The sequence below is a fragment of the Chryseobacterium sp. MDT2-18 genome, from assembly GCF_030815285.1.
GTDB lineage: Bacteria > Bacteroidota > Bacteroidia > Flavobacteriales > Weeksellaceae > Kaistella > Kaistella salivictor.
Genome location: NZ_JAUSWQ010000014.1, coordinates 53,080 through 76,441, shown reverse-complemented (window position 1 = coordinate 76,441; position 23,362 = coordinate 53,080). Strand labels below are relative to the sequence as shown.

Here is a 23,362-nt window from a genome sequence, read left to right as displayed (position 1 = left end):
CATCAGCAGCAATTGAACCATTAAGATTCGATGAAGGAATTAAGAATATTAAGCTGTCCCTTGGAAGAATGCACGAATAAATGTTAGCGGTAACAGAAGAATTCGTGTATTCGTGGCATTTTTTTTAGAAAAGCTTTTGCCACCTTTTGAAAGACTTTTTAGAATTAAACTTTTGCGCCTTTTGTGGTTTAAAGAAACTCAGACCTCCTTTTATAATTGGTTATAAAACGTTTTTTATAATTGGTTATAAAACGTTTTACCTTTGCTAAGTGAAACGCCTTTGCGTCCGTAATTTTATGAAGAATGTTAAGTGAAATCTTTGCGTCTTTGCGTTAAAAATCTTCAGTATTTATACAAGTCACCTTTAAAAAACTGCATCTTTTTCAGTATAAGAAAACCAGCACCAACTCTTACAGTACTTTCAATTCCAGATCGATGGTTTTACCAAAGAATTTCTTAGAGATCTTCTCAAAGTTTTTGGTAATATCTGAAAGGTAAAACTGGTAAGTAGGTTTTGGATTTTCTTCATTCAGCAAATGATGCTTCTCCAGAATAATTCTCAGCTGATTCGCCACGATACTCGGTGAATCGATTACCCGAACGCGGTTTCCGTAATATTGTTTGATTTCGTTCAGCAAAAGTGGATAATGGGTACAGCCTAAAATCAGGGTTTCAATATTTTTCAATTTACTGTTGCTCAGGTAATTATAAATAATAGAATGCGTAATCGGATGATTCCGAAAACCCTCCTCGATGGCGGGCACCAAAAGCGGAGTCGCCAGTTCATCGACTTTAATAAACTTATTGTGCTTGCGGATCGATTTTTTATACAATCCTGAATTGACCGTTGCTTTGGTTGCAATCACCCCCACATTATTATGTATTTCGTAAGATACTTTTTCAGCAACCGGATTGATCACATCGATCACCGGAACTTGATTATTAACCAATGCCAACACTTCTGTTAACGCATTTGCGGTCGCAGAATTACAGGCAATTACAATGGCTTTACAATTTTTCTCCAATAAAAATTCGGTGATTTTCGTACAATATCCCACGATGGCTTCCCTGGATTTTTCACCGTACGGAAGATGTTTGGTATCGCCGAAATAGATTAAATTTTCATGAGGAAGTAATCTTTTAATTTCTTTGGCAACGGTCAATCCGCCCACACCGGAGTCGAAAATCCCGATGGATTGGTTGGCGGAAAGATGGCTGAAATCTGGTTTTATCGTTTTCAAGGGGAAGAAATTTCTGCAAAAATACGAATAAAGAGCCAAGTAAAAAGTAAAAAGAAGGCAAGTAAAGTGAATGGTGAATATGGGTGAATGGTGAATTTCTTTAAAAGCATTTACGACAAACAAAATGATGCTCTTAGTGAAACCATTTGTACCATTAGTGTTCAAAAAAACTCCTCGAACCTCGAACCGGCACCACGAACCCGCAACCCGTACCTCGCAACTCCCTACACCATAAACAGATCAGCAGCAATTCCATCTGCCAGGAACCAATGCTTTTCAGGAATAATAAGATGGTTATTTTCAATCATCAGCAGTCCATCATCGAGTTTGGATTTGATTTGGTTTTGAAAATACTCCAAAAGTTCGGCACTGAATTTTTCATTTAAGGCAGACAAATCTACGCCCCAGGTTGTTCGCAACCCAATCATCAACATTTCGTTGAACTGGTCTTTTTCGGAGAGCAGTTCCGTTTCTCTGGGCAAGATATTTTTATTTAAAGAATTGATATACAGCTTATTATTGGCAATATTCCAGCTTCTTTCGTTTCGCCCGTTATAGGAATGTGCGGAAGGGCCGATGCCCAGATATTCCCGGTATTTCCAGTAGGCAGAATTATGTCTGGAATGAAATCCGGGCTTTCCGAAATTGGATATTTCGTAATGATCGAAACCGTGATCTTTCAGAAAATCGGTCATGTAGAAAAACTCCTCATGTTGCTCCGCTTCTTTTGGAGCGGCGATTTTTCCCTGAGAGATCCAGGCATTCAAAATTGTTTTCGGTTCAACCGTCAGTGCATAAGAAGAAATGTGCGGCACCTGAAGTTCAATAGTTTTATCGAGATTCTGTTTCCATATTTCGAAACTTGAAGTCGGTGAACCGTAGATTAAATCGATGCTGATGTTTTCAAAACCAAAATCCTGCGCTCTTTTAATTGAACTTTCAGCTTCGCCTGCATTGTGCGCGCGGTTCATTAATTTCAAATCTTCATTAAAAAAACTTTGGGTCCCGATTGACAAACGGTTAAAAGGCGTTTTTGATAATTCTTTAAGAAAGTTTTTATCCAAATCATCGGGATTGGCTTCCAGGGTAATTTCAATATTGGAATCAAAAGAGAAATGTTTTAAGACCTCATCAATAATCGACTGAAGTTCATCTGCTTTAAGAATAGAAGGAGTTCCGCCACCGAAATAGAGGGATTTTAAATCCTGGGTTTCCAACTCATTTTTTCTTAAAGAAATTTCTTTTTTTATCGCAGAAATCATCTCCTCTTTATATTGTAAAGAAGTGGAAAAATGAAAGTTACAGTAACTGCATTTTTGTTTGCAGAAAGGGATATGGAGGTAAATCATTTTAAATAAGAGCCAGGGAAAAAGTGAAAAGAGCCAAGGTTAAGAAGTGAAAAATTTCTGTAATGCACTTAATTTTCAAAGGTAAAAATTATTCAGTTGAATATCTATTTTTTCTTTTCATTGTTTTAAATTTATAATGCATTAAATTTGTACTCTACAATTTTTCTACTTAAATTTATTTTTTTAAAGTAGAAAACTCATTAATCTTTTAATTGGAATACCATGAATTTACAATACATCAATGATTCACAAGGAAACCCAACTGGTGTTTTTATCCCAATTGAAGACTGGAAAAAATTGGAAAAAAAATATCAAATAAATGATAATTCAGACCTTTTTCAACTTTCGGATCCGCAGAAAAAAAACCTTGATGAAAGAATAAAATCCGATAAAAAAGATTTTATTCCTGCAAGAAAAGCTTTGGATAAACTGCGTCAAAAACATGGGTTATAATCTCGTTATTCTTAATCGTGCTCAGGAAGAAATAGATCAAGCCTATGAATATTATTCAGAGATTTCTTATTCGGTAATGAAATCTTTTGACGAACAATTAGAACTGGCTTATCAATCTTTGGAAATAAATCCTTTCTTCCAATTTCGATATAAAAACTTGAGAGCGATTCCTTTTAAATCGTTTCCTTATATCCTATTTTTCACGATTGATGAAGAGGAAAAATTGGTTTACATTTATTCTGTTTTTAACACCAACCAAGATCCGCAGAAATATCCTAATTTATAAATAACAAAGCCAACACTTTTAGGAGTTGGCTTTTAGATTATTTATTACTCTTATTTGGCTTATATATGGCAAGAAGTCTTTTGGCAGTAAGTATTAATGCTAAAGGTATACTTATAACTAATGAAATTATAATGTTCATATCCATAATAATCATTGTCAAAATATTCTATAATTGCTAAAAAAAATAGAATTCATTATGATCAAGCATATAGCATACAATAAAAAATCTTTCTTCTAATTCTTGAATAATCATTATAATTAGTGATTATAAAAAAAATTAAACAAAAAGCATATAATAATTAATACCGGTACCCTCTCGTATTGATGAAATTTTCTAATTTATAACCGATACTCAGCATGAAACTGCTGCCGGCATATTGTTGAATATCAGAAAGTCCGAAATTATAAGTGGCCCCGAAAAAGAAATTATTCACCGTTCCTTTGATAACCGGAGAAAATCCTAAACTTTGATTTCCGAATTTATTGATTGCTGTTCTAAAACTCACTCCGGCTGAAAAGGAGTTTTCGTCTCCGTTAACGGTTCCCATTACATTGAGATCCACCAGTTTAGATGAATTGGTATTAAAGTTGGCCAAAACAGACGGTGTTACATAAAACTCATCGGTCACATACCAGTCATAACCCGTGTGGATCAGAACCTTGGTCGGTTCGGGCTCAATACCGTTCACAATAGGAATATCATTGCTTAAAGCGATATCGTTCACAGAAACTCCTGCGAAAAAATTACGGTAATTGAGCGCCATCCCAAGATTGGCATAGACCAGAAAGAGGGAATTTGAACTTAAAACCGGGTCGCCGGGATCCTGTGGATTCAGCATGCCCAAGTCGATATTCATATTATAGAAATTCACATTCGTCCCAAAAGAGAATTGGTTTTTTCGCTCGCCATCATCATCAATAGGAATAAAATAAGCAGCACCTGCCGAAATGCCGTTGGAAGAAATCGGCCCGTTTTGATCTCTGAAAAAAGACAATCCGGCTCCCAATCTGTCAATTACGTTGGCGTGCATCCCGATCGACTGTACATTGGGCGACTGATCGAAATTCGAAAACTGCTTCTGGTAGTTTAAATTCAATACAACATCATCGGTACTACCATAGAGCGCGGGATTAAAAAGAAAATCGCCGCCAAGCAGATACTGTTGATAAAATGGCAATGTTTCCTGGCTTTTGTAGCTTCCGAGAAAGACCACCACGAAAAATAACGTATATATTTTTCTCATAATAAGAGTTGCGTGAATTTTAGCAAAGATAAAAAGTTTTTATGGAACTAAGATTCTATTTAGAACCTGTTTAAATTTAACAATAAATTAACCACAAAGTCACAAAAGCTTTAGGTAAAAACTACTTCTAAAAGTTCACATCAGTTCTTAAAATCAAAGATTTTCTAAACTGCTCTAAATATTTTTCAAAGTGAAAACTAATTCTTATGTGGTTTTATTACAACTTAAAAAGGCTCTAAGATTCTAAATATTTTCTCCATTTATTCAGGGCATCGTCCATATCTTTCGGCATTGGACTTTCAAAATACATTTCTTTCCCGGTCGTCGGATGGATAAATCCAAGCGTGTGGGCATGAAGGGCGTGACGGGGCAAAATTTCGAACACATTTTTCACAAACTGTTTGTACTTCGGCATATTGATTCCTTTTAAAATCTGATTTCCTTCATATCTTTCATCATTGAAAAGAGTGTGCCCGATATGTTTGAAATGCGCCCTAATCTGATGGGTTCTGCCGGTTTCCAGTTTACATTCTACCCAGGTGATGTACCGGAAACGCTCGATGACTTTATAATGAGTAACAGCGTGTTTCCCCAAAGTTCCGTCTTCGAAAACGGCCATCTGCATTCTGTTTTTCAGATGCCTGCCGATGTTTCCACGAATCGTTCCCTGCTCTTCTTCCATATTCCCCCAGACAAACGCCCAGTATAATCTTTTGGTCGTACGGTCAAAGAACTGTTTGGCAAGAAAACTCAGGGCATATTCATTTTTGGCAATGACTAAAAGGCCTGAGGTGTCTTTATCAATCCGGTGCACCAACCCAACGCGGTCCAGATCTGATTTTATCCCGTTTTTTTCAAAATGAAAAGCCAGCGCATTGATCAAAGTTCCGTCATAATTCCCATGACCGGGATGCACCACCATTCCTGCTGCTTTATCTACCACGACCACATCGTCATCTTCATAAACGATATTAATGGGAATATCTTGTGGAATGATGATATTTTCCCGTGGCGGCTTGGTAAGCAGGACGGAAATTTCATCCCCGGGTTTTACGCGGTAATTCTGCTTAACCGGCGAACCATTGACCACGACGTTCCCCGCACGGCAGGTTTGCGAGATTTTATTTCTTGAAGAATTTTGCCGGAAATTCACCAGGAATTTATCGATCCGTACCGATTCCTGGCCTTTATCAACGGTGAGGGAAAGATGTTCAAAGAGACCTTCCGATTCAGTTTCGTTGGAGTCCTGAGTCAGAAAATCGTCTTCCGCGAAATTTTCGTTGTCTTCTGTCATTGTATTTTTGAAAAATAAAGCTCCAACATTTTCGGTTGAAGCTTTAGTGAGAGATGTATTAAAAAACTATTCAACAATCACCTTTTTAACTTTGGGCTTTTCTTCTGTTTTTGCAGGAGTTGCCTTTGCCGGTGCCTGAGTTGTAGCGGTTTTCGGTTTCGCTTCAGTGGCTTTTGGTTTTTGCTCCGCCGCTGTTTTTGGTATTTCCTGCTTTTTCACTTCCTGCTTTGGAGTTTCTACTTTTGGCACAACCGCTTTTGGCGTTTCTTCCAAAGGTTCACTCCGGTTGGGCACAGGTTCATTATAAACAGGTGCTTCCTGGTAATTCCGAGGCTCGTAATTGTCTTTAATTCGATAAATGGAATTCAACTGTGAGATTTTTCCGCGCATTTCCGCCGGCGTTTTTTTACTGGCCCAAAGATCAATCTGCATTCCCTGATCCCTCACATCAAATGCTGCCGGATCCTGGTAGTACACAATATCTGATTCATCGCCACCGCCATCTTCATATTCGATTAATCCTATTTCGAATAAATTTTGCGCAATAATTAATTTCGCTTCCTGTACGGTTAAACCCACCAGATTCGGCACGCTGATATTTCTTTTTGGCCCTGCACCTATGACCAGATCAATCGTTGTGAATCTCGGTAACAGGGCACCAGGCTTCAAAACCGACCCATTGTAGAGCATTCTCAAAACAGCATCACGCTGGATACTCGGCTCATAGATGGTATCGCCTATTTTCAACCCGACCTGCTCCAGTTGCCTAAATGCCAAGCCCTTGTAACGGTCTAAAATATCCGGTACTGAAACCTGTGCATAGGTTCTCGGATTCACTTTCAGTACGATCGTTCTGCCGTCTTTCACCCGGGAACCCGGTGAAGGATAAATTTGTAAAACCTGAAAAGGTTTGAATTTGGGGTCGTATTTAAAACTGTCGACTTCGTATCCCAAGCCTGAATCATCTAAAATTTTAATGGCTTCATGCACCGATTTATTCATCACATTGGGTACTGCGATTTCTTTTCCGTGGTTCGTATGAATTTCTAACCAACGAAATGTCAGCCAAACTGCCCCTACGAAGATGGCAGCCGCTAGAAGTATATTGACCAGGACTTTCCAATGGAAGAACGATTTAAGCATATTTATAAATCTTTTATTAAGTGCAAATATATAAAATAATCTTTTCTGTCATTATCGAAAATTTCAGAGCCGTCAAAATTTAATAAGTTGATTCATGTTTTAATGGGTAATAAGTAATGGGTAATGAATAATATTGGGTAGCTTGACTAAACTGGGAATCTACGGAATCTGTGTGGGCTTTTTCATAAAGATGGTTTTGGAAACACTTATTTTAACCTGCGGCACAGCATTTATTCATTTTAAGATTTAAAAAGGCTTTGATCTTTCTTTTTTTAAGTTTAAAAGATTTGAAATAATTATCTTTGTAAGATAAAGCAAATACATGATTTTATCCATGACCGGCTTCGGCAGAAGCGAAGGAGTTTTCGAAGGTAAAAAAATAACCGTCGACATTAAATCCCTCAATAGCAAATCTTTTGATTTAAACATCAAAATCCCATTAAGATATAAAGAGAAAGAATTCGAAATGCGCAAAATACTCAACGACCGGGTTCTCCGTGGAAAAGTTGATTGCTACGTGAATATCGAATCCCTCAATAACGCCAGTGATGTGAATATTAATCACGATCTGGTGCAGGCGTATATGCAGGAACTGAAAAAAGTGGCCGGAGACGGTCCCGATTTCGAATATCTGAAAATGGCGGTGAGAATGCCGGAAGCCATTTCTTCCAAAAGCGATGAACTCAATGATAACGAATGGATTTTTTTAATCGAGTTATTAGAAGAAGCTTTAACGAAATTTGACAATTTCCGACGGATAGAAGGTGAAATTCTACAGGAAGAACTGCACCGGAATATCAACAAAATTGAGAACTGCCTCCATCAGATAAAACCTTACGAAGAAGTGAGAATGGATGCGGTAAAAGAACGCTACCGAAAATCACTCAACGAATTTGATCAGATCGACGAAACCCGTTTCTATCAGGAAATGGCTTATTATACTGAAAAACTGGATATCGCTGAAGAAAAAGTCCGGCTTACCCAACATTTAAAATATTATCTGGAAGTAATGATTGAAGAAAGCTGCAACGGCAAAAAACTCGGGTTTATTTCTCAGGAAATCGGCAGAGAAATCAATACCCTCGGCTCCAAAGCCAACCACGCAGAAATTCAAAAACTCGTGGTCATGATGAAAGATGATCTGGAAAAAATAAAGGAACAGACGCTTAACGTATTGTAGACTAAAAGATAATAGACTAGAAGATATTAGATAATAGACGGATAGATAATAGACGATAGACGGATAGATGAAAGACCACAGCATTGATTGCCGTAATTAGAAGTAATTGTAAAATCTTTACGAACTTTGTGCTAAGCGGACATCAACTTTTCGAACTTGAAAAAAACTAAAAATAGGGTGTTTTATAAATAAAATCTTTGTATTCCTTTGCGCTAAAAATTAAAACCAAAATCGGAGATGAATAATTATCTATAATCTACCCGTCTATCGTTCATCATTCACCCATCTATTATCTATCCGTCTATCATCTATCCGTCTTCTCAAAAATTAAAAAAACCAATGAACAAAGTAATCATATTCTCCGCACCCTCCGGAAGTGGAAAAACCACTCTTGTAAAACACTGTCTCGAACATTTTTCGGAACTGGCATTTTCAATTTCCTGTACGACCAGAAATCCGAGAGGCGAAGAACAGCAAGGTATCGATTATCATTTTATCACTCCTGAAGAATTTCGTCAGAAGATTGCTGAGGGGGATTTCGTGGAGTTTGAAGAAGTATATACCGACAAATATTACGGGACTTTGAAATCAGAAGTCGAACGCATCTGGGCCAGCGGAAAGGCCGTTATTTTCGATGTGGATGTTCAGGGCGGAATTGCCTTGAAAAAATATTTCGGCGACAAAGCATTGTCTATTTTCATTATGCCGCCTTCGGTAGCCGCTTTGGAATTAAGATTGATTGCAAGAGGAACCGACGACCTGGAAACCATTCACCTGCGTGTTGCAAAAGCAACAGAAGAAATCTCTTTTAAAAATGAATTTGACAAAATTGTAATCAACGATCAGTTGGAAGTGGCTAAAATTGAAATTGATAATTTAATAATGCAGTTTTTGAAATCATGAGAATCGCCATTATCGGCTGCGGCTGGGTTGGAGAAAAATTAGCCAGATACTGGACTGATCAAAAGCACCATGTCATTGCCACCACCACGACACCCGGTAAAATAATTCCCCTGAAGAAAGCGGCGGCAGAAGTTCATCTGCTCGACTTTCAATCAACGGTTGATTTTGATTTTTTAAACGATATCCACATTGCGGTTTTCAGCATGCCGGTTTCGAGAAATGACTGGCATCGGGGTTTTGAAAAACTCGATGAGCAATTTTCAAAAACCATCTTTTTCAGCTCTACCGGAATTTATCCGCAGGAAGACAAAGTGTTCACTGAAAGCGACACCGAGAATTTAAGAACCGATATTCTCACTTCAGAAAATATAGTCCGAAAGAAATATCCGCAAACCACTATTTTGCGGTTTGGCGGATTAATGGGTAACGAACGGTCGCTCCAAAATTTCTTTAAAAACAGATTGCCGGAAAACCCTGATAAACCCACCAATTATATTCATTACGAAGATATTGTAGCGATCGCAGAACAACTGATTCATTCTGAAATAAAAGCAGAAACTTACAATGTCGTTGCTCCGGAACATCCGTCAATAGGAGAGGTTCTGAATTTGGAAAATAAAAGCAACAGCGATAAAACAGGAATGCTACCGCAACGGATTATTTCGTCCCAGCATTTGATTCAAGATTTTAATTATACATTTATACATCCCAATCCTAAATGTTTTTAAGCATTAAACAATAGATTTGTATTCAGGTTTGGAGCAGACATTATTGAAAATTTGACTGCAATTGCCCGCTCGAAACAAGTTGCACAATTATACAACTTTTAGTAACTTTGCGATGATTAGAGAAATCATAACTTTCGGTCATTATTTTGATGATTTTATAAAGAAACTTCATCCGAAAGTTGTTGAAAAAATAGAATATATTTTTGATATCATTGAAACTCAGGAAAGGATTTCAGAAAAATTTGTGAAACATATTGAAATGGTTTATTCGAGATTAGAATCGAATATCAAAGCAATATTTACAGAGTTTTCTTTTGTTTTGATGAGGGAAAATTAGTTGTTCTCTTCAATGGATTTCAGAAAAAATCTCAGAAAACTCCAAAAAAAGAGGTAGAGAAAGCTTTAAAAATAATGGCTCAATATTATGAACACAAAAGAACCGAAAATTAGAAGCTACAGTAAAGTTCTTGCCGAGAAACATGGCGAATACGGAACTAAAGAGCGCAAAAAATTCCAAGAGAAAGCAATGGCTTTCTATACCGGGCAAATTATTGAGCAAGCCAGAAAAAACGCTAACATGACCCAGGAACAATTGGCAGACAAAATTGGTGCCGACAAATCTTATATTTCAAGAATTGAAAATGGCAAAACAGAACCTAAAGTTTCAACTTTTTATAAAATAATCGAGGCATTGGGTTTGAAAATCGAATTTAATCCCGCCTATTAATTTTAAGAAACACCATACTTAAACAGAATTTCGCATGAGCACAGAAAATTTAGACACCGCAAAAGCCAACCTTCCCGTAAGAGGTTTTTTAAATATTAAAGACTTAATCATTCCGCAGGGTGAAGATTTGGTAAAAGCCATTTTAGATCTTAAAAAAGAAAAAAACGCCGTGATTTTGGCGCATTATTACCAACCTGCAGCCATACAGGACATTGCCGATTATTTGGGCGATTCCCTCCAGTTGGCACGTGCGGCGAAAGATACCGATGCCGATATGATTGCTTTTTGTGGCGTTCATTTTATGGCAGAAGCAGCTAAAATCCTGAATCCTACAAAGAAAGTAGTCCTTCCCGATACGCAGGCCGGCTGTTCGCTTGCAGACGGTTGCAGCGGCGAAGGATTGCGGGCTATGCGGGCAAAACACCCGAACGCTTTAATTGCAACTTACATCAACTGCAACGCCGAAACCAAAGCAGAATCAGACATCATCGTTACCAGCTCCAACGCCGAAACCATCATCCGTTCGTTACCGGAGGACCGACCGGTTATTTTCGCGCCGGACAAAAATTTGGGGAAATATTTAATGAAGAAAACCGGCCGCGACATGATTCTCTGGGACGGAAGCTGTATCGTTCACGAAGCCTTTTCCATGGAGAGAATCGCCCAACAAATGGCCGATCATCCTCACGCAAAACTCATCGCGCATCCGGAAAGTGAAACGCCTGTTTTAGATCTGGCTCATTTCGTCGGTTCTACTTCTGCGCTCTTAAATTTTGTGGAAAAAGACGATGCGCAGGAATTCATCGTAGCCACCGAAGAGGGAATTCTTCACGAAATGCAAAAACGCGCTCCGCATAAAAAACTGATGCCGGCCTTGGTTTTCGATGAAAGCTGCAACTGCTCGGAATGTTTTTACATGAAAAGAAATACGCTGGAAAAACTCTATCTCTGCATGAAATACGAATTGCCGGAAATCACCATGGATGAAGAATTGCGCCTGAAAGCTTTGAAACCGATTGAAGCGATGCTTGAATTATCGACGACGATTAAGTGATGGGATGATTTGATGATGTGATGATTCGGTGATAGGATAATCATAATCAGCGGCAATATATTAATTCACAGTATAGAAAATTCTTTCATCATTACAATTTAGAATTCATCAATAGAAACAGGCTTTAGCCCTTTTAATAAGAAAAGGAAATCAATTTTGCTTTAGCCAAAACCTAAATTCAACATTGAGATTAAGGTTAATTACGGTTAACTAAAATAGCCTTATCTCATTTTTATAAAACTTTTATAAAATTAATTTATTTGCTAAATGAAACCGGAGATTTAACCCACTCAAACGATTTGCTTATTGGATTTAAACAATATTTTTGTTTAAAATCCTGGCGTCTTTTGCGTTACAATAAATTTAAAAAAAATGACTTCAAAAATAATTATAGAAAATCTGAAAATCTACGCTTATCACGGCGCACTTGCCGAAGAAACGCTCATCGGAACCTATTATCTTTTGAATGTAGAAGTTCAGGCCAATTTGTGGAAAGCCGTAGGAACGGATGATTTAAACGACACCATCAATTACGCAGCCATCAACGATATTATTCATCAGGAAATGAAAATCCCTTCGAAGTTGATGGAACATGTGGCGGGCAGAATTCTGAAAAATGTAAAACTGGCCTTTCCGCAGATTTCTTTTATTAAAATTAAAATCACCAAAACCAATCCGCCAATGACGGGCGAAATGCACGGCGTAAGCGTGGAGATCGAAAATCAGTTTTAGCTTTAAAGGACATCAGCCACGAATGCACGAATAAATTATATCAAAATAAACCCGTGTATTCATCGCAAAAATAAAAGCCACGAATGCACGAATGTTTTCTCAAATCATTTTAATTTCCAGTTAAACAAAATGGACCTTTACGAATAATTTCATTCCTCAAAACTGTAAAAAAATTCGTGTATTCGTGGCAAAAATGATTAAAGCCACGAATGCACGACTATTTTCTCCAAACAGTAAAAAACCCATGCATCCGTGGCAAAAAGATTACTTTTCAATGCGGAAGCAGAAATCCTTATCTTTGAAGACTAAATTCGTTTTAAACAACTTATGAAATATATTATTTTGTCCTTACTCTCGGCGGTTCTGCTGAGTATTTCATGGCCCACTTACGGCATTCCTTTTTTTATATTTTTTGCGCTCGTTCCTCTTTTAATAATGGAACACGACATTTCACAATTTTCAGAAATCAAAAGAAAAGGCGGGACCATTTTCGGACTGACTTTCCTCTGTTTTGTGATTTGGAATATCGTCACCACCGGTTGGTTATACGGAGCGAAAAATCCGGACGGCACCAATTCCCTATTAGCCGTTGTGGTACCGGTTTTATTGAATTCTCTCTTTTATTCCTTTATTTTTCAATGTTATCATTGGTATAAAAACTCGCAGGGAACTTATTTCGGACTGACATTCTTCGTTGCCGTGTGGATGGTTTGGGAAAAAATCCATTTGAGCTGGGAATTTACCTGGCCGTGGTTGAATTTAGGAAACGCATTTGCCGATTACCCGCAGCTGATTCAGTGGTATGACACCTTTGGGGCAACGGGCGGAAGTTTCTGGATCTTGCTGGTGAATGTTTTTGCTTTCTACACATTGCGGATTTGGGAAGCCGGCAGAAAAAGAAAATCCTTAATCATCAACTCCTCCATTCTTGTTGCAGGAATTGCTTTGCCCATGATAATTTCAGTGGTGAAATACCAAAACTTTGATTTGAAACCCATCGGGTCGGTCAATGTTTTAATGCTGCAGCCGGACTTAAATCCCTACACTGAAAAATATTCAAAGGACAGCTTAACCATTTTAAATGATTTACTGACTTTAGCCGAAGAAAATTCGAAGGGACAAATCGATTATTATATCGGTCCCGAAACTTCACTTCCCGGTTTTGGTTCAATTTCGGAAACGGGTTTTGAACACAGCGAACTTTTAAATAAAACGAAAGAATTTTTAACGAAACATCCGAAATCTGTTTTTGCCACGGGAATTTCTTCCCACCGTTTTTATACCGATGAAAATCACAGATCGAAAACCGCGTACCAGACTTCCCAGGGAATGTACGTGGACAGTTATAATTCTGCCATTCAAATTATCCCTAACCAAAAAATAGAAGTTTATCACAAAGGCAAACTCGTGCCGGGAGTAGAGATTTTCCCTTACATCAATGTACTGAAACCCATTCTCGGAAATGCGATGCTGGATCTGGGCGGAACAACTGCTTCCCTGGGAATTGATGAAGAAAGAAAGGTGTTCGGTAATCCTTTTAACAAAGGAAAATTGGCGCCGATTATTTGCTACGAAAGTATTTACGGCGAATTCGTTACTGATTACGTTAAAAAAGGCGCGAACTTTTTAGGAATTATGACGAACGACTCCTGGTGGGGCGTTACGCAGGGTCACAAACAACTTCTGGCTTATGCCAAAATGCGCGCCATAGAAACCCGGCGTGAAATTGCAAGATCCGCCAACAGCGGGATTTCTGCGCATATTGATGTGAAAGGCGATGTGGTGGCCGATACCTTTTATGGCGACAAAACAGCTCTTTTTGCGAAAATTGATCTGTATGATCACCAGACTTTTTATACCCGAACGGGAGATTTATTATCACGGCTTTCTATTTTCGTTTTCGGCTTTCTGATTTTTTATAATTGGATTAAAAAATATCAGAACAGAAAACCGCAGGAACCGGTAAAGAAAATCGTGATTAAAAGATAAAAAGTAAGCTCACGGATTTCAGGAATTGAGATTATTGTAAGTTTAAAAATTTTTATTAAAAGTAGCTTGAAGAATTGAATGAAATTTTTTAAACATTAAGGTATTAAAGAAGATTAAGAATTGACCGCTAAAAGGAGTGTTCTCTTAATTATTCTTAATATCTTAATGGTTCAATTTCTGCTGCGAATTTTCATTTTTTTTAACCGCAAAAGGCGCAAAAGTTATATTTTAATAAGGCTTTCAAAAGTTCGCAAAAGTTGCTGTAAATTATTTTTTCAACCAGACAGTCACAATGGTGAAATTCACTATAAAATTCATTGAAAATTTTGTAAACTTTTCAGAAGAATTATATTTTCTTGAGTAACAATAAAACTTTTGTGACTTTTGTGGTTTAACTTCTTACTTAGATTTCTTGTGGGTAAAGTGATTCAGCAGCAAACGGATTTCATTGAATTCAAAATCGTTCGGCAATGCTTTTTTCCAATCGTTTAAGGTTTCGTAGGAATTGTTCCTGAACTCCTTTTCAAAAGTTTTGATTTTATCTTTATCAAAAATTCTATATAAATCCAATAATCCCTGTTCGGCGAATTTGGCCAGATGACCGAAAATAGTTTCGGTGACCAACCCTCTTTCTTTGGCGATTTCAGGAATGGTTTTGCCTTCTTCAAATAACTGGAAGGTCAGGATATGAGAAGGGATTTTGGCAACTTTCGTTGAAATGGTGATATTATTTTCGGTATTGAAAAGGGGCGCTTGCAATAAATACACTTTTTTCAGGTCATTCAGATAATCTTCCAAATCATCCAGAAAAACCCGAAAATCTTCGTTGTATTCTTTGAGCCCTTTGGTTCCTTTGTTCTCAGAATAAAAATCGAGCAACGGCTGAAATACTTCTATATTTACTTTCGTAAAAAAGAAATTCACCGCTCCTTTTGCTTTGGTTTCTATTTCGCTCCATTCCTCATCACCATTGATGAATTTATGGGTTTTCTGAACCATTATTTTCTCAAACTTCTGGTAAACGTTCCCAAAGTTTTCAATCTTCGGTTTAATGCTTTGGTACAAAAAAGTGGCTTTGTTTTTATCAAGTGCTTTGCTGGTTTTGGTGGTTTGAAACCATTTCTCCAAGGAATGTTTGAACCACAAACAGTCTAAACTGCTGATCACTTTTTTGATGCTGTAATCATATTTTTCAGCCTGAAGAATCTCTTCAACTTTTTCATTGGCGTTCGTTTCATCCTGAAACTTCGAAACCCTGCGGTCGGCGAAAATAACATTCGGTGTGATTTTAGACTTTAACACAATTCCCTCTAAAGTCCGGCATCGCGAAAGCGCTACATAAACCTGTCCGGAAGCGAAAGATTTTCCGGCATCGATAATCAAACGGTCAAAAGTTAAACCTTGCGATTTATGAATGGTCACGGCCCAGGCAAGGCGAATCGGATATTGCTGGAAACTCCCCAACACATCTTCCGTAATATTTTTATCGGCATCCAAACCATATCTTTTCTGTTCCCAGGTTTCTTTTTTTATCTTAAAAACTTCATTGTCACCATCGATAAGCACGGTAATTTCTTTCTCATCCAAACCCATTACTTCGGCGAGTTTTCCGTTGAAATATCTTTTTTCACCGCTCGCATCGTTTCGGATAAACATGACCTGGGCACCTACTTTCAACTGCAGTTCTTCTTCGTTGGGATATTGATTTTCATTAAAATTCCCAATAATATCTGCACGGTATATAAAAGGTTTTCCTTTCAGTTCGGCCAGTTTTTTCTGGTTGATTTCGTCGGCCATTCTGTTGTGTGAAGTCAGATAAACGTAAGGTTCATCGGTCGGTTCGAAGTCGGGAATATATCTTTCATTCAATGTTTCGAAATCGATATCACCCACTGCCCCATCGCGGATGTCATTCAGAATATCCAAAAACTTTTCGTCGGTCTGCCGGTAAACGGTCGTCAGTTCGATGGTGATTAAAGGCATTTCCTTTAAGGCATAACTTTCGAAGAAAAAAGGCGATTTATAATACTTGCCTAAAAAATGTTCATCGCGAACCACCGGCGGAAGCTGGTACAGATCGCCAATAAACAACATCTGAACGCCCCCGAATTTCTGCTGATTCCTGCGAACGAATCTCAGCGAAAAATCCATCATATCCAAAACATCGGCACGCAGCATGGAAACCTCATCAATGATGATAATTTCTATTTCGCGCAACAATTTGAGTTTGTCTTTTCGGTATTTGAAATGCTGCATCAAATCGGAAATATTGTTTCCCAAATTGCTGTCGATTCGGTCGGTCGTCGGAATGAAAGTTCTCAATGGAAGTCCGAACATGGAGTGAATCGTAACGCCACCAGCATTGATCGCAGCGATCCCGGTTGGCGCTACGACAATGTGTTTCTTCTTGGTTTTCTTTACAAACTCGTTCAGAAAAGTCGTTTTTCCCGTCCCGGCTTTCCCTGTTAAAAAAATACTGCGGTTCGTATGTTCGGCTAAATTAAAGAGAGATTCGTCCATCGGTCAAATTTAAGAAAATTGAATGCAATTACCATAGTGGAAATCGGTGCATCTGGTTTTTAGCCACTAATACACGAATTTCATTTAAAAATGACAAATTGAATACCATAAAAAAAAGCCTTTTTAAGAGGAAAAAATTGAATTTTAATACATTTGAACTCCGATAATCCCACTGCTCCTTTAACATTGCAAAAAAGACTGTATTTTTGTAAAGCAGAAAAAAAACATTTACAATGAAACATCTATTGATTATTACCATTTCACTTTTATCCTTAGTCTCATGCTCGTCCAAAAAAAGAGTGACAGACGTGGAGACCTTGCCTAAAGATATTGCGCTGAAACCGGAAGATCATTTTTCACAGCAGGCAGACCAGATTGAAATGAAAAACCTCATCAAAGAAATAGATTCCCTGATCAGCACTGAAAAATGTGCGGATGCAAAAGATTGGAAATTTACTGCCATTGGTTCGAAAGCGTGTGGTGGACCAAGTTCTTATATCGCTTATCCCGTTAAACTGGAAGATCAAATTTTACCGAAAGTAACCCAATTCACTTCGATGCAAAGTGCTTTCAATCTCAAATATGGCCTCATGTCAGATTGCGTAATGGTTCTTCCTCCTGCGGAAATTCGCTGCGAAAACGGAAAAGCTGTTTTGACTGGAAACCATTCAGAAAAAGAAAAGGAAGCTGAATAATCAACTTCCCTGTTATGGTTATTAAAGAACAACTTCTTTATACCAGGAAGAATATTTCACATAATTGTTAGCGATTCTGTTAACTTCACCTTCCAATAATTCTGCCGACATATCTTTGATTTTCCGTGCCGGGGCGCCTGCCCAAACTTCACCGGATTTAATATGCGTTCCCTGAGTGACCACCGAACCTGCGCCAACAATCGAGTTGCTTTCGACCAAGCAATCGTCCATCACAATGGCGCCCATTCCGATCAAAACATTGTCGTGAATCGTGCAGCCATGAACGATTGCGTTGTGACCAATCGACACATTATCTCCAATGATCAGCGGGAATTTTTCATACGTGCAGTGCAACATCACGTTGTCCTGAACATTAACTTTATCACCCATTTTAATGTAATTCACATCGCCACGAATGACGGCGTTATACCAGACACTGCATTCTTTGCCCATGGTGACATCGCCAATGATGGTTGCCGTTTCTGCTAAAAAAGTGTCTTCTCCGATTTGTGGAGTTTTTCCTAAAAGTTCTTTTATAAGTGCCATGTTAATTTTGTTAATTTGATAATGTGCTAATTGATTTAAAGTGCGGAAGTAATTTTCTGTTGCAATTTAATTAATCCCCGATGGTTTTCAATAACAACTGATATTACTCATTGACAGCGTCTAAAACCTGCATGATGAAATCTAAATTGTTATCCGTATTTTTGTACTCAAATTTAAGAAATTAAAATGAGACCAATTATTATAGAGCCCACAGAAAACCCAAAAGTAATGAAGTTTGTAGCCGATTACAACTTAATTCCCGGTTCTCTGGAACTCGACCGCAATTCTGATATCGCAGAAATCCCTTTAGCCCAGGAACTTTTCAAATATCCATTCGTAGAAAGAGTTTTCATCACCGCCAATTTTATCGCTGTCGCAAAACAGGATGGTATCGACTGGGAAAATCTCGTTGATCCTCTAAAAAGTGTGATTCAAAACGAATTGGCGGCAAATCCCCGAATTTATCTTCAGAAAAAAAATGATGAATATCTTGTTTATGCAGAAATGACTCCCAATCCAATGGTGATGAAATTCGTTTCTAACAAAGCATTAATGGACGGTTTCATCGAAGTGAAATCCCGCGGAGAAGCTGGTGACATTCCTTTAGCTAAAGCGATTTTCGATGAATATGATTTTGCTAAAGAAGTTTTCATCTCTGATAATTTCGTGGCAGTTACCAAAAATGTTTCCGTAGAATGGCATGAGGTAATGGTTGCAGTAAGAGCATTTGTGGCTGATTATCTTCAGAACGGAGGTGTCATTTCTAATGCAACTCCGCAGAAACATGAAAGCCCGGCAGCCGGCATCATGAACAGAGAATACAATGAAGACGAACAGAAAATTTCTGATATTTTAAATGAATATATTGCGCCAGCCGTGGAAGGCGATGGTGGGAAGATTTCATTAATGGAATATGACGCAGACACGAAAACCGCTAAAATGCTGTTGCAGGGAGCCTGCTCGGGTTGCCCAAGTTCGACCGCCACTTTGAAAGGAGGAATTGAAAATGTTCTGAAACAGTTTTTACCGGAATTGGTAGAAAACGTGGAAGCGGTTAATGGTTAAGTAATTAACCACAAAAGTCACAAAAGTTTTATTCTTTAAGTATCTTTAAAACTTTTTATAGTTCAAATAATGATAACGCAATCTTATCTTACAGACTTAACCTATAAAATAAATGGGGCTTGTATAGAAGTCCACAAAATCTTAGGTCCAGGCTTGTTAGAAAAGGTTTATCATGAAGCATTAAAAGAAGAATTTACTTTAAGGGGAATAAATTATAAATCGGAACTGCAAACAGAAATCTTCTACAAAAGCAAGAAATTGAATTGCGACTACAAATGTGATTTTTTAATTGAGGACATTATCGTGTTAGAAATAAAATCGGTAAAAAGCTTTGATGACATACATCGGGCAAAACTTTTGAATTACATGGCTATTTTAAAAGTTCCAAAAGGAATTTTAATTAATTTTAAAGTAAAAAACATATACCACGAAGGACAGGAAACGCTTGTAAATGAGCATTACAGTAAGTTGCTATAAATTATTTTCACTTTAAAACGAAGTCAATTCCATCTTTATAGGAAACTTTTGTGACTTTTGTGGTTTATAAAAAAAAATAAATATTTTGTCTAAAAAAGGAATTTTATTGGTGAATCTCGGTTCGCCCAAATCGACGAAAGTTGAAGATGTAAAAGAATATCTCGACGAATTTTTAATGGATGAAAAAGTTATCGATTACCGTTGGTTTTTCCGGACTTTATTGGTGCGCGGAATCATTTTGAATACCCGACCGAAAAAATCGGCTGCCGCTTATGAAACCGTTTGGACTGAAGAAGGTTCACCGTTAATTTTCATCACGGAAAGAATTCAGAAAAAACTGCAAAAGTTGGTTGATGTTCCCGTAGAAATCGGAATGCGATACGCCGAACCAAGCATCGAAACAGGAATCCGAAAACTGACCGAACAGGGCGTTACTGAAATCGTACTCTTCCCGCTCTATCCGCAATATGCGATGAGCACGACGGAAACAGTGGTTGAAAAAGCAGAAGATGTTCGTAAGAAGCATTTTCCCAATATTAAAATCAATTACGTTCAACCGTTCTATAACCGTGAAATTTACATTGATTGTTTAGCAGAAAGTATCCGCGAGAAATTACCGGAAACATTTGATGCGTTACAATTCTCTTATCACGGTGTTCCGGAAAGACATATTTTTAAAACAGACCCAACCAAAACCTGTAATTTAAACGACTGTTGTTCCCGAGACAGCAATCCGAGTCATCAGTTTTGCTACAGACATCAGTGTTTTAAGGTAACGGAAGAAGTGATTAAGAAACTCAATTTACCGAAAGAAAAAGTTCTGGTCACCTTCCAGTCCCGTTTGGGAAATGACAAATGGATGGAACCGTACACCGATGAAACTCTGGAAAATTTAGGCAAAAAAGGAATTAAAAATCTGGCGATTGTTTGTCCGGCTTTTGTTTCAGATTGTCTGGAAACTTTAGAGGAAATTTCCGTAGAAGGTAAAGAACAGTTTATGCATGGCGGCGGTGAAAACTACCATTATATTCCCTGTTTAAATGATGAAGACCGCTGGATTGAGGTCGTGAAAACGTTGTGCGAGGAAAGATTGCATGAGTTTTATCTGGTATAAAAAAAAAGACCTTCGATAAACATTGAAGGTCTTTTTTTTCTTTATCTCAAAGGCGTTCTAAACTCGCCGTAACCCAGCAATCCATCATAGTTCCTACCAAAAGGCTGGTAATACAAAAAGGCCTGATAGAGGTTTTCTGTCTGCCAGAAATTACCGTTAATTTCACCCAGATTTAAAGATCCATCAGCGTTTTTGGTGGCTAAAATATAATTGTAGAATCCCTGTTTCAAATAAATTTTTGCGATGTATTTTTTCGCGGTTTCATCATAGAACATTTGATTTTCTTTGCTTGCTTTAAAATCATTAAAACCGCCAACTACATAAATCTCTTTATTGCTTTTTTCGGAATCCAAAGCAAAATACACCCAGGAATAGTCCGCTTCCCGATCCGCATTTCTTTCAATACCCAAATCATTTCTGCGGAAATAAAAAGCACCGTTCACATCCGGCTGGTATTGATAATTCATCGGAAACGCCCACACAGAATGCAAATAGGTATAATTTATTCCATTGACATTTTCTGACTGCGCAACCATATCGAACGGCTGATTCATATTCTTGTTATCGAAATAATAAAACTCATTATTTCCGGGAAACGCTAAATTCATCTGTTGAAAAAGAATTTTATTTCCCAGAGAGGAACTTTGTTTTTGATTGTAAACTCCCAGATCCCAATTATTATTTTGGATGACATTTAAAGTCAAAGAATTCAGATTGGAATTCATTACTGAAGAGTTGCCGATTGCCTGAACTTCTACCCTTTGATTGATCTGCGGTTTTCCCGCGTCAGAAATTCGGGAAATATTCAAAGCCAAGTTAGCACCATCTTCAACCACACAAAATCTTTTGGTAAACAATGGCTTGCTGACTGAATCCTGATAAACAACAAGTTCAAAATTCCCGGAGATTTTGGGCTGAATCTTATCGTTCGGAATCGTTAATGTATAATTGGTGTACGCCTGCAAGGTATTGAACGAATACTGAAACTGATCGATCATTCCGTTTAAACTTCCGGTGGCATACTCGGTAAAAAATAAACCGTCATCATTCCAGTTCCGGTCGAAATGTTTCAAAGTATACCGATAAATCGTACTGGAATTCGATAAATCGTCGAAACGTAAAATCAACTGTTCATTAAAACCAATGACCGGCGTTTCATCATTGGTCTGCGGATTAAACAATTGAACGCTGCGGATATCCTGTGCAAAGAAAAATGCACTGAATACGAAAAAGAAAGAGGATAAGTATTTCATTGAAACGAAGATAACAATTTTTAGCGAGGTGATAATCTGTTGATGTGGTGATCTGTTGATTTGCTGATTAAAAAGAAAACCCTTTCCGCCTTTAGAAGGCCGAAAGGGTTTAGCGTTGGCAAAAAAAATTGCCCAAAATATGTACTGCCTACTTGGCTCTTTTACCTTTTTACTTGGCTCTTATTATAACTCAACCATTTCTGTCACTTCCACATCGTAACCGCCTACCAAAGGTTTTTGGTTAACATTCTGGGAAATGACACGGAATTTATTAATCCCTAAGTTTTTTAAAATTTGCGTTCCGATTCCGTAATCATGAAAGTTGGAAGCCAAAGTCGGACGTTTTTCCTGACCGTCCTGAAAATCCAAAAACTGCTGCAGTTTGCGCATCGTATTTTCAGAATTTGAGACATTATTAATGAAAATTATAGCCCCTTTTCCTTCGTCATTAATCATTTTAGTTACTTTTTCAAGCAACGGTTTTTCGCCTGTCGTCAATCTGCTCAAAACATCGAAATAAGAATTCGAAGCCTGAACCCTTACCAAAATCGGCTCGTTTTCTGACCATTTCCCTTTCGTTAAAGCAAAGTGAATTTGATCCGTACTCGTTTCTTTAAAAGCGTAGAAATCAAAATCGCCGTAGAATGTTTTCACTTTTCTTTCTTCCAGACGCTCGATTAAATCCCCTTTTCTTAACTGATATTGAATTAAATCCTCAATAGAGACCAGTTTCAAATCGTGTTTTTTCGCCAGTTCATATAATTCGGGAAGTCTTGCCATAGAACCGTCATCATTCATAATTTCGCAAATCACCCCTCCTTCCTGCAGGCCGGCTAATTTGGTTAAATCGATCGCCGCTTCGGTATGACCAGCTCTTTTCAGCACGCCTCCTTTTTTTGCTCTCAGTGGAAAAATATGTCCCGGACGCATAAAATCTGTCGGTTTGGTATTTTCGTCCATTAAAGCTAAAATCGTTTTACTTCGGTCGCTGGCAGAAATTCCGGTAGAAACTCCATCTCCCAACAAATCCACAGAAACCGTAAAAGCTGTTTCCTTTGGATCGCTGCTCCGTGTAACCATAATATCGAGACCAAGTTCGTCGCAACGTTTTTCAGGAAGTGGCGTACAAATCAAACCGCGACCGTGAATGGTCATAAAATTGATAATTTCCGGCGTAGTTAATTCTGCCGCAGAAAGAAAATCTCCCTCATTTTCCCGGTTTTCATCATCAACTACGATGATTATTTTTCCGTTTTTTAGATCCTCAATCGCTTCAGGAATCGTATTAAGTTGAATATCTGACATTTTACTTTTAGATTTTTGCAAAGATAGTTAGATTTATGGCAATCGACAATTCTTATTTGGTCGT

Annotated in this window: 24 protein-coding genes; 15 read left to right on the top strand and 9 right to left on the bottom strand. The window is 37.8% G+C overall.

What is annotated here, in order from left to right:
* Positions 1–410: 410 nt before the first annotated feature.
* The gene (gene murI, locus QF004_RS12995; protein WP_133439778.1) at positions 411–1,241 is read right to left on the bottom strand and encodes a glutamate racemase; all 831 of its coding nucleotides are present in this window, start codon (positions 1,239–1,241) and stop codon (positions 411–413) included.
* A gap of 224 nt (positions 1,242–1,465) precedes the next feature.
* Positions 1,466–2,590, bottom strand: coding sequence for a radical SAM family heme chaperone HemW (hemW, locus tag QF004_RS12990; RefSeq protein ID WP_307427036.1), 1,125 nt, complete (start codon positions 2,588–2,590; stop codon positions 1,466–1,468).
* A 222-nt stretch (positions 2,591–2,812) separates the two neighbouring features.
* On the opposite strand from hemW, the gene QF004_RS12985 reads away from it, so the two are divergent.
* Both QF004_RS12985 and QF004_RS12980 read left to right on the top strand, forming a co-directional pair.
* Positions 2,813–3,043 (top strand): hypothetical protein, encoded by a 231-nt coding sequence (locus tag QF004_RS12985; RefSeq protein WP_307427033.1) that lies wholly within the window; start codon positions 2,813–2,815, stop codon positions 3,041–3,043.
* Complete coding sequence (locus tag QF004_RS12980; protein WP_282904748.1) at positions 3,033–3,329, top strand: type II toxin-antitoxin system RelE/ParE family toxin; 297 nt, start codon at positions 3,033–3,035, stop codon at positions 3,327–3,329. Before QF004_RS12985 ends, QF004_RS12980 begins: the two co-directional genes overlap by 11 nt.
* Positions 3,330–3,628: 299 nt before the next feature.
* On the opposite strand, the gene QF004_RS12975 is transcribed toward QF004_RS12980, so the two are convergent.
* From QF004_RS12975 to QF004_RS12965, 3 genes are all read right to left on the bottom strand, one after another.
* Entirely contained in the window at positions 3,629–4,573 is a 945-nt protein-coding gene (locus QF004_RS12975) for a PorP/SprF family type IX secretion system membrane protein (protein WP_133439774.1), read from the bottom strand.
* Between the two features lie 235 nt (positions 4,574–4,808).
* Positions 4,809–5,867: an RluA family pseudouridine synthase gene (locus QF004_RS12970; RefSeq protein WP_307427025.1), complete on the bottom strand. Its 1,059-nt coding sequence runs from the start codon at positions 5,865–5,867 to the stop codon at positions 4,809–4,811.
* Positions 5,868–5,933: 66 nt separating this feature from the next.
* The gene (locus tag QF004_RS12965) at positions 5,934–7,010 is read right to left on the bottom strand and encodes a PASTA domain-containing protein (protein WP_307427022.1); all 1,077 of its coding nucleotides are present in this window, start codon (positions 7,008–7,010) and stop codon (positions 5,934–5,936) included.
* A 322-nt stretch (positions 7,011–7,332) separates the two neighbouring features.
* Here QF004_RS12965 and QF004_RS12960 point away from each other — a divergent pair, with 322 nt between their 5' ends.
* From QF004_RS12960 to lnt, 9 genes are all read left to right on the top strand, one after another.
* Positions 7,333–8,190: a YicC family protein gene (locus QF004_RS12960; protein ID WP_307427020.1), complete on the top strand. Its 858-nt coding sequence runs from the start codon at positions 7,333–7,335 to the stop codon at positions 8,188–8,190.
* 339 nt (positions 8,191–8,529) lie between these two features.
* Entirely contained in the window at positions 8,530–9,093 is a 564-nt protein-coding gene (gene gmk / locus QF004_RS12955; protein ID WP_307427017.1) for a guanylate kinase, read from the top strand.
* Entirely contained in the window at positions 9,090–9,821 is a 732-nt protein-coding gene (locus QF004_RS12950) for an NAD(P)-binding domain-containing protein (protein WP_307427014.1), read from the top strand. Before gmk ends, QF004_RS12950 begins: the two co-directional genes overlap by 4 nt.
* 112 nt (positions 9,822–9,933) lie before the next feature.
* A complete protein-coding gene (locus QF004_RS12945) occupies positions 9,934–10,158 on the top strand; it encodes a hypothetical protein (RefSeq protein ID WP_307427011.1) in 225 nt (74 codons plus the stop codon).
* Positions 10,095–10,271 (top strand): type II toxin-antitoxin system RelE/ParE family toxin, encoded by a 177-nt coding sequence (locus QF004_RS12940; protein ID WP_307427049.1) that lies wholly within the window; start codon positions 10,095–10,097, stop codon positions 10,269–10,271. Before QF004_RS12945 ends, QF004_RS12940 begins: the two co-directional genes overlap by 64 nt.
* The gene (locus QF004_RS12935) at positions 10,246–10,548 is read left to right on the top strand and encodes a helix-turn-helix domain-containing protein (RefSeq protein ID WP_133439767.1); all 303 of its coding nucleotides are present in this window, start codon (positions 10,246–10,248) and stop codon (positions 10,546–10,548) included. The genes QF004_RS12940 and QF004_RS12935 overlap by 26 nt, the downstream gene beginning before the upstream one ends.
* A 34-nt stretch (positions 10,549–10,582) precedes the next feature.
* Positions 10,583–11,602, top strand: coding sequence for a quinolinate synthase NadA (nadA, locus tag QF004_RS12930; RefSeq protein WP_133439766.1), 1,020 nt, complete (start codon positions 10,583–10,585; stop codon positions 11,600–11,602).
* A gap of 372 nt (positions 11,603–11,974) precedes the next feature.
* The gene (gene folB, locus QF004_RS12925; protein ID WP_307427006.1) at positions 11,975–12,334 is read left to right on the top strand and encodes a dihydroneopterin aldolase; all 360 of its coding nucleotides are present in this window, start codon (positions 11,975–11,977) and stop codon (positions 12,332–12,334) included.
* A 327-nt stretch (positions 12,335–12,661) separates the two neighbouring features.
* Complete coding sequence (gene lnt, locus QF004_RS12920; protein WP_307427003.1) at positions 12,662–14,323, top strand: apolipoprotein N-acyltransferase; 1,662 nt, start codon at positions 12,662–12,664, stop codon at positions 14,321–14,323.
* 399 nt (positions 14,324–14,722) lie between these two features.
* Here the strand turns inward: lnt and QF004_RS12915 are convergent, their stop codons facing one another.
* Positions 14,723–16,843, bottom strand: a complete 2,121-nt coding sequence (locus tag QF004_RS12915; protein WP_307427000.1) for a helix-turn-helix domain-containing protein — start codon at positions 16,841–16,843, stop codon at positions 14,723–14,725.
* A 233-nt stretch (positions 16,844–17,076) separates the two neighbouring features.
* On the opposite strand from QF004_RS12915, the gene QF004_RS12910 reads away from it, so the two are divergent.
* Positions 17,077–17,538, top strand: coding sequence for a hypothetical protein (locus QF004_RS12910; protein ID WP_133439762.1), 462 nt, complete (start codon positions 17,077–17,079; stop codon positions 17,536–17,538).
* A 21-nt stretch (positions 17,539–17,559) separates the two neighbouring features.
* Here the strand turns inward: QF004_RS12910 and QF004_RS12905 are convergent, their stop codons facing one another.
* On the bottom strand, positions 17,560–18,084 hold the full coding sequence (locus QF004_RS12905) for a gamma carbonic anhydrase family protein (RefSeq protein WP_307426997.1): 525 nt from the start codon (positions 18,082–18,084) through the stop codon (positions 17,560–17,562).
* Positions 18,085–18,270: 186 nt separating this feature from the next.
* Here QF004_RS12905 and QF004_RS12900 point away from each other — a divergent pair, with 186 nt between their 5' ends.
* The 3 genes from QF004_RS12900 (at position 18,271) to hemH (ending at position 20,740) form a co-directional block, all read left to right on the top strand.
* Positions 18,271–19,149 (top strand): NifU family protein, encoded by an 879-nt coding sequence (locus QF004_RS12900; RefSeq protein ID WP_307426994.1) that lies wholly within the window; start codon positions 18,271–18,273, stop codon positions 19,147–19,149.
* A gap of 69 nt (positions 19,150–19,218) precedes the next feature.
* Positions 19,219–19,626, top strand: coding sequence for a GxxExxY protein (locus tag QF004_RS12895; RefSeq protein ID WP_307426991.1), 408 nt, complete (start codon positions 19,219–19,221; stop codon positions 19,624–19,626).
* 85 nt (positions 19,627–19,711) lie between these two features.
* Positions 19,712–20,740, top strand: a complete 1,029-nt coding sequence (gene hemH / locus QF004_RS12890; protein WP_307426988.1) for a ferrochelatase — start codon at positions 19,712–19,714, stop codon at positions 20,738–20,740.
* A gap of 41 nt (positions 20,741–20,781) precedes the next feature.
* Here the strand turns inward: hemH and QF004_RS12885 are convergent, their stop codons facing one another.
* Together QF004_RS12885 and ribB are read right to left on the bottom strand one after the other, a co-directional pair.
* Entirely contained in the window at positions 20,782–21,993 is a 1,212-nt protein-coding gene (locus tag QF004_RS12885; protein WP_307426985.1) for a type IX secretion system plug protein domain-containing protein, read from the bottom strand.
* Between the two features lie 183 nt (positions 21,994–22,176).
* Positions 22,177–23,298, bottom strand: a complete 1,122-nt coding sequence (ribB, locus tag QF004_RS12880; protein ID WP_133439755.1) for a 3,4-dihydroxy-2-butanone-4-phosphate synthase — start codon at positions 23,296–23,298, stop codon at positions 22,177–22,179.
* Positions 23,299–23,362: the final 64 nt, after the last annotated feature.